This window comes from Streptosporangium sp. NPDC048047 (assembly GCF_040653115.1).
GTDB lineage: Bacteria > Actinomycetota > Actinomycetes > Streptosporangiales > Streptosporangiaceae > Streptosporangium.
This window is the reverse complement of the sequence record NZ_JBEZNH010000005.1, coordinates 190,299-201,129: the sequence shown is the minus strand read 5'-3', so window position 1 is coordinate 201,129 and position 10,831 is coordinate 190,299. Positions and strand designations below refer to the sequence as shown.

At 73.2% G+C, this 10,831-nt stretch carries 8 protein-coding genes and 1 pseudogene; 3 read left to right on the top strand and 6 right to left on the bottom strand.

All coding sequences use genetic code 11. The features are described 5' to 3' along the window. Positions 1–77 precede the first annotated feature (77 nt). The 3 genes from AB0D67_RS06705 (at position 78) to AB0D67_RS06695 (ending at position 3,041) form a co-directional block, all read left to right on the top strand. A complete protein-coding gene (locus AB0D67_RS06705; RefSeq protein ID WP_362930678.1) occupies positions 78–1,028 on the top strand; it encodes a hypothetical protein in 951 nt (316 codons plus the stop codon). Between the two features lie 154 nt (positions 1,029–1,182). Beyond that, a complete protein-coding gene (locus AB0D67_RS06700; RefSeq protein WP_362930676.1) occupies positions 1,183–2,136 on the top strand; it encodes an SIS domain-containing protein in 954 nt (317 codons plus the stop codon). Positions 2,137–2,471: 335 nt separating this feature from the next. Then, the gene (locus AB0D67_RS06695) at positions 2,472–3,041 is read left to right on the top strand and encodes a dihydrofolate reductase family protein (RefSeq protein WP_362930674.1); all 570 of its coding nucleotides are present in this window, start codon (positions 2,472–2,474) and stop codon (positions 3,039–3,041) included. 575 nt (positions 3,042–3,616) lie between these two features. Here the strand turns inward: AB0D67_RS06695 and AB0D67_RS06690 are convergent. From AB0D67_RS06690 to AB0D67_RS06665, 6 genes and pseudogenes are all read right to left on the bottom strand, one after another. Continuing rightward, positions 3,617–3,904: pseudogene (locus AB0D67_RS06690) on the bottom strand (transposase); the annotation flags it as partial. Next, positions 3,898–4,485, bottom strand: coding sequence for an ATP/GTP-binding protein (locus tag AB0D67_RS06685; protein ID WP_362930672.1), 588 nt, complete (start codon positions 4,483–4,485; stop codon positions 3,898–3,900). The pseudogene AB0D67_RS06690 and the gene AB0D67_RS06685, both read right to left, overlap by 7 nt. Beyond that, positions 4,466–4,828, bottom strand: coding sequence for a DUF742 domain-containing protein (locus AB0D67_RS06680; RefSeq protein WP_362930670.1), 363 nt, complete (start codon positions 4,826–4,828; stop codon positions 4,466–4,468). Before AB0D67_RS06680 ends, AB0D67_RS06685 begins: the two co-directional genes overlap by 20 nt. A 27-nt stretch (positions 4,829–4,855) precedes the next feature. Then, positions 4,856–5,269 (bottom strand): roadblock/LC7 domain-containing protein, encoded by a 414-nt coding sequence (locus AB0D67_RS06675; RefSeq protein ID WP_346020964.1) that lies wholly within the window; start codon positions 5,267–5,269, stop codon positions 4,856–4,858. Positions 5,270–5,274: 5 nt separating this feature from the next. After that, complete coding sequence (locus AB0D67_RS06670) at positions 5,275–8,271, bottom strand: nitrate- and nitrite sensing domain-containing protein (RefSeq protein ID WP_362930668.1); 2,997 nt, start codon at positions 8,269–8,271, stop codon at positions 5,275–5,277. Positions 8,272–8,401: 130 nt separating this feature from the next. Next, positions 8,402–10,831 (bottom strand): [protein-PII] uridylyltransferase, encoded by a 2,430-nt coding sequence (locus AB0D67_RS06665; RefSeq protein WP_362930666.1) that lies wholly within the window; start codon positions 10,829–10,831, stop codon positions 8,402–8,404.

Here is a 10,831-nt window from a genome sequence, read left to right as displayed (position 1 = left end):
GGCCGCTTCCCGGGACGGATGTCGGAAGCTTTTCATCGCTTATTCAGGCGACACCTGTTTCCGCCGGGTGCCCGCCGGTGGAGCGGGGCTTCGACGCCGACCAGACGAATCACTCGGTGATCGTCGACGAGCGCGTGGTCGTGAAGTGGCTCACACCCCCCGCCCCGCTTCCCCAGCCGGCACCCGAGATGTTCGCCCATCTGACCGAGGTCGGTTTCACCGCCACCGCCACGCCGTACGCGGCGGTGACCCGGCGCGAAAACGGGGACGGGGGTGACGGCGAGGTGCTCCTCGCCCTGGTCACCGCCTATCTCCCCGACGCCTCGGACGGCTGGGAGTGGTGCGTGGACGAGGCCGCGGGCGGAGGGACGGCCTTCGCCGCCGAACTGGGGACGCTGGCGGCCGACCTGCACGCGGCCCTGGCCACCCCCTCGTCCGCCGTCCCCGGCCCGGTACGGCACGCCCCGATCAGTCCCGAGCCGCACGGGCGGGCACTGGCGGCGCTGGAGGAGGCGCTCGCGCTGACCGGCGGCGAGGACGGCGACTGGCTCGCCGCCCGCGCCGGCGCACTGCGCGCCGGGCTCGCCCCGCTGGCCGGCGCGGGACCCACCCCGCTGATCCGCATCCACGGCGACCTGCACGTCGGCCAGATCCTGCGCTGGCGCGGCGGCTACGCGGTGATCGACTTCGACGGGAACCCCACGGTCACCGGAGCGGACCCCTTCCAGCCGGCCGCCCGCGACCTCGCCCAGCTGACCACCAGCGTCGACCACGTCGCCCAGGTCGCGATCAGGCGCCGCGGCGCCGACCCGGCCGCGGCCGGCGCCTGGGCGACGGCGGCCCGCACCGCGCTGGAGGCGGCCTACCGCGCCCGCCTCGCCGAGCACGGACGGCCGGACCTGCTTGACGACTCCCTGCTGCGGCCCTTCGAGATCGAGCAGGAGTGCCGGGAGCTCGTCTACGCCGCCCGGCACCTGCCGCGCTGGCGCTACGCGCCGATGGGGGTCCTGCGGTCCTGGTACGGCTGAGCCGCCGCGCCCCTGAGAGATCCCCGCGCAACCCGCGCAACCCGCGGAGCCCGCGGAGCTCGGGAAGCCGCGCACCCGGACTCCGCCCCCGCCGTCCCCACCGCCGAAGTCACCGCGGACCCCGGGGAACACCCACCGAAGGAGAGAAGAGAACGTGAACCCCGAGCTGTACCTCGCCGACCTGGAGGCCAAGCCGGCCGCGCTGACCGGGCTGGCGGACGCCCTGGAGGCAGGCGACCCGTTCGGAGCCCTGCCGCCCGCCGTACGGCGGGTCCTCCTCCTCGGCATGGGCAGCTCCCGCTACGCCGCCGGGGTCGCCGCGGCGCGCCTGCGGGCGGCGGGGATCGACGCGGTCGCCGAGTACGCCTCCGCCGCCGCCTCCTACCCGCCGGACCCCGCCACGCTCGTCGTGGCGATCTCCGCGACCGGCGGCAGCCGGGAGACCCTCGACGCGGTCGCCCGCCACCGGGGCCGGTCGTTCGTCCTGGCGATGACCAACCGGGACGGCTCGCCCGTCACCGAGGGCGCCGACCTGACGGTCCCGATGTCCGCCGGCGAGGAGCGCGGCGGGGTGTCCTGCCGTACCTTCCAGCACACGATCGCGCTGCTGCTGGCCCTGCACGGCCGCCTGACCGGCTCGGGACCCGACGTGCCCGCCCTGCTGCGCCGCTCCGCCGAGGCCGCCGCCGACCTGCTGGAGCGGCGCGGCGAGTGGCTGGAGCGGGCCGCGGAGCTGCTCGACGGCCCGCACGGTGTGTACACGATCGCCCCCGCCGAGCGGCTGTCGTCGGCGGAGCAGTCGGCGCTGATGTTCCGCGAGGGCCCGCGCCGCGCGGCCGACGCCTGCGAGACCGGCGACTGGGCCCACGTGGACGTTTACCTGACCAAGACCCTCGACTACCGGGCGGTCCTCTTCCCCGGGTCCGCCTACGACGAGCAGGCCATGGACTGGATCCGGCAGCGGGGCTCCACCGTGCTCACCGTCGGCGGAGAGTTGTCCGGGGCCCGGGACTCCGTCCGCTACCGCCACGACGACGACCCCGGCGTCGCCCTGCTCACCGAGACGCTGGTGGCCGAACTGGTCGCCGCCCGGTGGTGGATCGGCTGAGAAGGTGTCGCTGACTTCGGGAGGAGGTCGGGGGCCGGTTCCTTGATCGATGTCGGTGGGTTCTGACGTCGCTCCGGGCTGTCCGGGTGGCCGGGCGGTGGCTGTTCGGCGAGGACGTCGTGGAGGGGCAGTAGGTCTCGCAGGGCGCTTCGAGACCCGTTGCGAACCTGAACGGCCCGAGCGTCCGAATCCGTCGCGCGCTCGGTCTGCGGTCTGGTTCGCATCACGACGGTGTTGAGCAGGTGGGATCGGGCGCCGATGAGAAATGGCGCCGGCAGCCGTCTAAGTAGACGTCCGATGAAAACGCGCTGCGCGCATCAGGGAAGAGCAACGAGATGAGACCACTTCGATATTCGATCAACGTCACGCTCGACGGCTGCTGCCATCACGAGGCAGGGCTCGCCCCGGACGAGGAGTCGATGCGTTACTGGACCGTTGAGATGGAGCGAGCCGATGCCCTGCTGTTCGGCCGGGTGACCTACGAGATGATGGAGTCGGCGTGGCGGAAGCCGGCCACGGGCACGTGGCCTGACTGGATGGATGACTGGCAGATCCCGTTCGCCGAGACCATCGACCGGGCGAAGAAGTACGTCGTGTCGAGCACGCTGAGCGCGGTCGATTGGAATGCCGAGCTGGTGCGAGGCGACTTCGGGCAAGCGGTTCAGCGGCTCAAGCAGGAGTCAGGCGAGGGCCTGTGGGTGGGTGGCGTGACGCTCCCCCTGGCGTTGGCGGATCTGGGACTGATCGACGAGTACGAGTTCCTTGTGCAGCCGATCCTTGCCGGACACGGGCCGACGTTGCTCGCCGGTCTGCGCGAGCGCATCCAGCTCGAGCCCGTGGATCGCCATGAGTTCCGGTCGGGGGCGGTCGCCCTGCGATACCGGCCCACGCGAGCTACGGCTTGACGTGATTCATCCTGGCACGTCGGCCGCTCCCTCACGACGGAACGACGGCTCGGAGTCGCGTTGGCCGCGCCGGCCGTGACCTGGCCGTGCCCCCGAACGCGCGGACATATCGACGGGGGACATCGCCCCGAGCGGCGATGGGCCCAGGCTTCCAGCCGGTCTGCTGAGTGGGCGGGGCGAGGTCTTCGGCGTGCAGGTCCAGGGCAGGCTTCCCGACTGCCTGCGCGAGGCGTTCGGCCTGGTCGCGGATGTGACGGCGCTGGTTGCGGGTGTCGTCCTGGCGTTGGTGGCGCTGGGTAAGAGGGCGCCGGCGTCTGGCGCGTGCGGCCGAAAGCCCACCGGCAGGCGTCGGAGCAGTACTTGCGGGGCCGTCCTCCGCGGCGATCCGCTGGAGGGGGCAGCGGCGCCTCGCAGTTCAGGCACTGCTCGGTTCGAGATCCCATGAGGACGCTCACCAAAGGGGTTTCGTGGCCGCATGGCTGCGGATCAGGCTGTCTCGTTTGCTGGGTTGTGAGACAGGTCGGCCCGCACCGGCGCGGTCACGAAACCCCTCCCCAGGAGGTCCTGGCGCGGGAGCTGCGGGTGAGGCGGCGCGTCATCTGGATGATCGCCGACCAGGTGATCATGATTTCGCTGTGCTGCGGCAGCCGTTCATGGTCGCGGACATTGCGGCGGGCGCGCAGCACCCACGACAGGCTGCGCTCCACCACCCAGCGTTTGGCCGGCACGACAAAGCCCTGGGCGCCGCGCTGCCGGGAAACCACCTTGACGGTGAGGTCCAAGAAGGTGCGCGCCCACTCGATCAGCGATCCCGCGTAGGCGGAGTCGGCCCAGACCAGGGTGATCTCGGGATGGGTCAGGCGGGCATGCCGTGGCCCGTGCGGACCCGCAGGACGTGCTCGACCAGCGTGATGAGCGTGCGCTTGACGGAGTCGCGCGAGCGCGCGTCGGTGGTCACCACCGGGACGTACGGCGCCAGCGCCAGCGCCTCGCGCACCTGGTCCTGGGAGTGCATGAACTGCCCGTCCCAGCCGTTGATGGCGACCACGAAGGGCAGTCCCGCCTCCTCGAAGTAGTCGATCGCGGGGAACCCGTCGGCCAGCCTCCGGGTGTCGACCAGGACAACCGCGCCGAGGGCGCCGCGCACCAGGTCGTCCCACATGAACCAGAACCGGTGCTGACCCGGCGTGCCGAACAGGTACAGGATCAGGTCCTGGTCCAGCGAGACCCGCCCGAAGTCCATGGCCACCGTGGTCGTCGTCTTGTTGGGCGTCAGTCCCAGGTCGTCGATGCCGGCGCTGGCGTCGGTCATCACCGCCTCGGTGGTCAGCGGGAGGATCTCCGAGACCGACCCCACGAACGTGGTCTTCCCGACGCCGAACCCGCCGGCGACGACGATCTTCGTCGAGGTCAGGCCACCGGGGTTAGAGCCTGCGAAGTCCACTGAGCACCCTTTCGAGCATGTCGAGATCCGGCTGCCCCTTGTCCAGCTGCGGCTGGTGCAGGCGGACGAGGCCCTCGTCCGCCATGTCCGCGACGATCACCCGGGCCACGCCCAGGGGGACCCGCAGCAGGGCGGAGATCTCGGCGACCGACCGGAAGGACCGGCACAATCTGATGATGGCGTCCTGCTCGGGGGTGAGCAGGACGAGTTCCTCGTCCGTGACGAACGAGGACGAGACCAGCGTCTCCAGCGCCAGGTGGTAACGGGGCTCGGCGCGGCCGCCGGTCATCGCGTACGGACGGAACAGGGGCTCCTCGTCCCCGATCCCGTCGTTACCGATCATGGACCTCTCCCGTGACGCGCGCGCTCATCAACGCCCCCGGGTGGACTGCAGCTCGGCCCGCAGGGCGGGGGTGAGCACCTGGCCGGCCCGGTCGACGAGCAGGGTCATCTGGTAGGCCACCAGACCCATGTCGCACTCGGCGGAGGCCAGTACCGCCAGGCAGGAGCCGTCGCTGATCGCCATGACCAGCAGCAGTCCGCGCTCCATCTCGACCACCGTCTGGGTGACGGACCCGCCGTCGAAGACGCGGGACGCGCCCACGGTGAGACTGAGCAACCCGGCCGCCACCGCGGAGAGCTGGTCCGCGCGGTCGTCGGGGAACCCTTCGGAGCTGGCGAGCCGCAGTCCGTCGGCCGAGACGCACACCGCGTGCGCGACGCCGGGGGTGCCGCGGACGAACTCGGTGATCAGCCAGTCGAACCTGCGTGCCTCATGGCTCAGGGTCGTCACGAGCGCTCCTCCTTATCCGCCGTGTTCCCGGCGGTGTCCTCGTACAGTTCGGCGCGACCGCGCCGGATCCCCTGCTGGAAGCTCGACAGACGGTTGCGGACCCGCTCGGCCGAGACCGGCGCCATCGGAGCGGCCGGCGCGGGCGTGCTCGTCGCGGCGCCCGGCACCAGGTTGGCCTTGGGCGTCCGCTTGGGCAGGCCGGCCGCGGTCAGTCCGCCGAGAGCAGGCTCGCTCGCGGCCCTGGCCGCCTGCCATCCGGCATCGGCGGGACTGTGCCAGCCCCCGCCCGCGGTGACCGGCTCGGTGAGGACCGGCTCGGCGGCGACCGGCTCGGCGGCCGGCATTCCGGCCGGGGGCGTGGGCCCCGCGGCCAGCGGGTCGTACGGCGCGGGCCGGCCGGCCGGGGAGGCCCCGGCGGCCGGGCGCGGCTCCGAGGCGTCCGGCCGGCGGAACCAGGCGGACTCGACGGAGGCGAAGATCGGCAGGTACTCCTCCTGCTCGGGTTCGAGCGGGGAGACCTCCACTGCCGGCATCGGGGTGTTCACCGGCTCCTCGTAGGACGCCTGCCCCCAGGAGGCAGGCGGCTGGTCCCAGGAGGGGAGCGGCTGCTCGAAGGAAGGGGGCGACTGGTCGAAGGAGGCAGGCGGCCGGTCGAAGGAGGCAGGCGGCTGCTCCCAGGCGGACGCCTGCCCCCAGGACGCTTCGCCCGCCTGCGGCTGGGCGGCCGCCCGGGGCTGTCGCCGCGGCAGCGGGTACTCGCCGTTCGGTCCCGCCGCCGGGCTCGGCGCCGGGGCGGGCCGCCCGGCCATCGGCCGGTCGAAGGAGGACTGGCCGAAGGAGGACTGGCCGAACGACGGCTGACCGAACGACGGCTGACCGAAGGACGGCTGCGACACCGGCGGCTGACCGAAGGACGACTGTCCGAACGACGGCTGGGACGCCGGCGACTGGCCGAACGACGGCTGGTCGAAGGGGGACTGCCGCCCGGCCTGCGACTCACCGCCCCACGAGGGGGTCTGACCCGGCTGGACCTGCTGGACGATGAGCTCCGGCGGGAAGAGCACCATGGCGATCAGGCCGCCGCCCTCCTGCGGCCGGAGCTGGACGCGGATGCCGTGCCGCAGGGCCAGCCGGCCGACCACGAACAGGCCCATCCGCCGCGACACCGAGACGTCCACGACGGGCGGATCGGCCAGGCGGCGGTTCGTCTCGACCAGTTCCTCGGTGGTCATGCCGATGCCGGAGTCGCTGACCGCGAGCAGCGCGGCGCCGCCCTCGACCATGCTGCTGGAGACCACGACCTGGCTGGCCCGGGGGGAGAACTGGATGGCGTTCTCCACCAGCTCAGCGACCAGGTGGACGATGTCGTTGGCGGCGATCCCGGCCACCGAGATCGTCCGGTGCACCTTGACCTGCACCCGCTCGTAGTCCTCGACCTCCGACAGGGAGGCGCGTACGACGTCGACGAGCTTGGCGGGCTGGCTGCGCCGGCGGGTCGGCTCGTGGCCCGCGAGGACCAGGAGGTTCTCGGAGTTGCGGCGCATGCGGGTGGCCAGGTGGTCGAGCTTGAACAGGTCGCCCAGGCGCCCGCCGTCCTCCTCGCCCTTCTCCAGACCGTCGATCAGCGAGATCTGCCGTTCCACGAGGGTCTGGGTGCGGCGCGAGAGGTTGACGAACATCGCGCTGATGTTGGAGCGCAGCTCCGACTCCTCCGCGGCCAGCCGTACGGCCTGGCGGTGGACCTCGTCGAAGGCCTTGGCGACCTCTCCGATCTCGTCCTTGGAGTCGACGGGGATGGGGTCGACCTCGGGGATCTGGCTGTCGCCGGAGACCCGCAGGTTGCGCACCACCTCGGGCAGCCGGTGCCCGGCGACGTCCAGTGCCTCGGCCCGCAGGCGGCGCAGCGGCTGGACCATCGACCGGGCGATGAGGACGGTGAGACCGATGACCAGCGCCAGCAGGAGCAGGATGAGCGCGGAAGTGATGATCGCGTTGCGCTGCTCGGTGTCCTCCAGGTCGCGGGCGCGGGTGACCACGTCCCCGGCGACCTTGGACTCGACCTTGGCGATCTTGTCGATGGTCACGGCGTTGTCGGAGAACCACTGCTTGACGTCGGCGAAGTCGGTCAGCAGCCGGCCCTGGTGGCGGGGGTCGCTGGCCAGCACGATCGCCCTGGCCTTGGTCAGCTCGGCCCGGTACACCCGCTCGTCGATCAGGGCGTTGGACAGGAGCTGGGCGTTGGCCGGGGTCGCCTCGACGGTGAAGTCGGCCACGTAGTCCTGCATGCGCGAGCGGGAGGCGATGAACTTCTCCAGCTCCTGGGCGTTGATCAGCCAGGGCGCGTAGTAGCCGGACAGCAGGCGGGCGCGCTGCCTGGAGACCTCCTCCTTGGCGTAGGACAGCGCGCTGAGCGCGCGCGTGTTGCCCACGATCTCCGGGTCGTCGCTGACCGCCGTGAGCTCCTCGTGGAGCTGCAGCAGCGGGGCGACCATGGTGCTGTACCGTTCCACACGGATCGTCCCGGAGAGCTGGCGTAGCTCTTTCAGCCCGGACAGCTGGTAGCGCACGTCCCTGGCTGCGTCCGTCGCCCGCCGGCCGTAGGAGTCGTCGATGGCGCCCAGGTCGGCCAGGACCTTGGTGACCTTGCCGTCCACGGTCTCCATCTGCGCCTCGGCGCTCGACTTCAGCCCCTTGTTGCCCGGCTGGAACGAGGCCCAGGCGACCCGGTCGCGCTCCAGGCCGAGGGCCTGCGCGAGGTCGCGGATCCGGTTGCCGTACTCGGCGGCCGAAGCCGCCCGCTGGTAACCGGCCACACTCTCGACGGAGGCGTACACCCGGGTTCCGGCGAGTAGGACGCCCACCACGGTGGGCACCAGGATCAGGGCCGTGAGGCGGGACCGCACGCGCCAGTTGCGCAGGCTGAACCTGCCACCGGCACGCTTGCCGCGATCGCGCGCCGGATGACGGCCGCTGTCGGTTGTCGCCGTCGTCACGCTCTCGACACCTCTCACCTAACCGACGTACGTGGCCACAATGAGACCACAAGGTCACGGGACGCAATCGGCATAGCCGACAAACCGGCCTTAATCGTTACGAAGGTGACAAAGGAACGATTGGCTACGGTTACCGCAGAGCGGCGAGCACCTGGTCCCGCACCTGTACTCGCTGAACCGCGTCGGTCAGCGGACGTCCGGCCCTGTCGACGACGTAGAAAACGTCCACCGCCTCCGCGCCGAGAGTCTCCACACGCGCGGCGCGTACGTCAAGACCACAGTCTCCGAAAGCCCTGCCGATTCGCCACAATAGTCCGGGTCTATCGTGCGCGCGCACTTCGATCACCGTGGCCGTGGCGGACGCGTCGTCCAGCAGCGCGACCCGGGGCGGAGCCACCGGCACCCGGGACGGGCGCATCGATCTGGCCCTCCTGGCCAGGCGTTCCTCGATGTCGAGCCGCCCCGCCAGCACCAGCCGCAGGTCGGCCTCCAGGGTCGCGGGGTCCGGCGGCGAGCCGTACTCGGGCACGACCGCGAACTCGATGACGGCCGTGCCGCCCGCCGAGGCGGCGGAGGCGGCGCGCACCACCATCCGGTGGGCGGCGAGCACCCCGGCCGCCCGCCACAGCAGCCCGGCGCGGTCGGGGGCCACCACGGTGACCGCTCCCCCGCCGACCCGCACGGCGCAGCCGTCGTGCCGGGCCAGGGACGCCCGCTCCGCCGACAGCGTGGGCGCCGGGGGCGGCTGCGCGCCGGCCAGCACCGAGCGCGTCCGGCGCACGAGGTCTGCCACCAGCGACGCCTTCCAGGCGTTCCAGGCGGCCGGGCCGGTGGCGGCGCCGTCGGCCACGGCGAGCGCGGCCAGCAGTTCCAGGACCTCCCGCGAGCCGACCGCCCCGGCCACCCGGGAGATCGTCACCGGGTCGTCCAGGTCGCGGCGGGTCGCGGTCTCCGGCAGCAGCAGGTGGTGCCGGACCACCCGCTCCAGGACGGCGACGTCGGCGGGCGGCAGCCCGATGCGGGCCCCGATGTCGCGGGCCACCACCGCGCCGGTGGCGGAGTGGTCGCCGGGCCAGCCCTTGCCGACGTCGTGCAGGAGCGCGGCGATGAGCAGCAGGTCGGGGCGGGAGACGTCCCGGGTGTGCGCGGCCGCCGCGGCCGCGGTCTCGATGAGGTGCCGGTCCACGGTGTAGCGGTGCACCGGGTTGCGCTGCGGGCGGTGCCGTACCCACTCCCAGTCCGGCAGGAGCCGGACCAGCACCCCCGCCTGGTCCAGCTCCTCCCAGACCGGCACCGCCGCGCGTCCCGCGCCGAGCAGCGCCACCAGCGCGTCACGCGCCGCGGGCGGCCACGGGACCGGCATCGGCGGCGACTGGGCCGCCAGCGCGGTGACCGCGGCGGGGGCCAGCGGCAACCCGGCCTGCGCCGCCGCGGCGGCGGCGCGGAGCACGAGCACGGGGTCGGTGCGGGGGCTCACCCCGCGGGCGAGCGCCACCTCGCCGCCGTGCTCGACGACGCCGTCGGCCAGCGGACGGCGGCCCCGCGGCGCGGGACCGGTGAGCAGCCGGTCGGCGGCGCGCCAGGTGGCGTCGAGGGCGTGCGCCACCGTACGGCCCGCCTCGGCCAGCCGGCGCATCAGCGCCTCGGCGTCGAGCAGGCCCAGCGTCCCGGCCACCGCGTCCTGCTCCTGGAGCACCAGCCGGTCGGCCCCGCGGGCGGTGACCAGGTGCAGGGCGTGCCGCACGTCGAGCAGCAGCTCGTACGCCTCGCGGGAGCGGGGCCCCGGGGCCGGGGCCACCCAGGCCGCGGCCACGGCCTGCATCGCCTGCACGTCGCGCAGACCGCCGCGGGCGTCCTTCAGATCGGGCTCCAGGAGGAACGCCAGCTCCCCGCACGCCTCCGCCCGCCCCTCGGACGCCTCCCGCAGCTCGCCCAGCCGCCGCCTGGCGTCGGCCCGCCAGTCGGCGAGCACCGCCTCGCGTGCCGCCCGGGTCAGCTCCGGGTCCCCGGCCACGTGCCGGGCCTGGATGAGGCCCAGCACGGCCTTGAGGTCGTCCCGGGCCACGGCGGCGGCCTCCTCCACCGTGCGCACCGAGTGGTCCAGGCCCACCCCCGCGTCCCAGACCGGGTACCAGAGGCGGTCCGCGACCCGCGCCACGTCCTGTCTGCCGTCGTGCAGCAGGACCAGGTCCAGGTCACTGCCCGGGGCGAGTTCCCCGCGCCCCAGGCTGCCCACCGCGACCAGCGCCACGCCCTCGAAGGCCCCGCCGCCCGGCGCCCCGCGCGAGGGGCCGCGCCGGGCGCCGCGCGTGACGCCGCCGGCGACGCCGTACGGAGAACCGTTCGAAACCACCCGCGCGGCTCCCCGCGCGGTGTCCGGGACCTCGTACGGCGTGCTCCTTCCGGACATCCCGTACGGGCCGCCGTCCCCGCCGGTGTTCCCGGCGGCGGCACCGTACGGTGTGCCGCAGGCCGCCCGGAGCAGGTCCGCGAGCCAGCGGTCGATGTCCGCCGCCCGATCCCTGCGGACCGCGGCGTAGGAGCGGGCGTCACCCCTCAC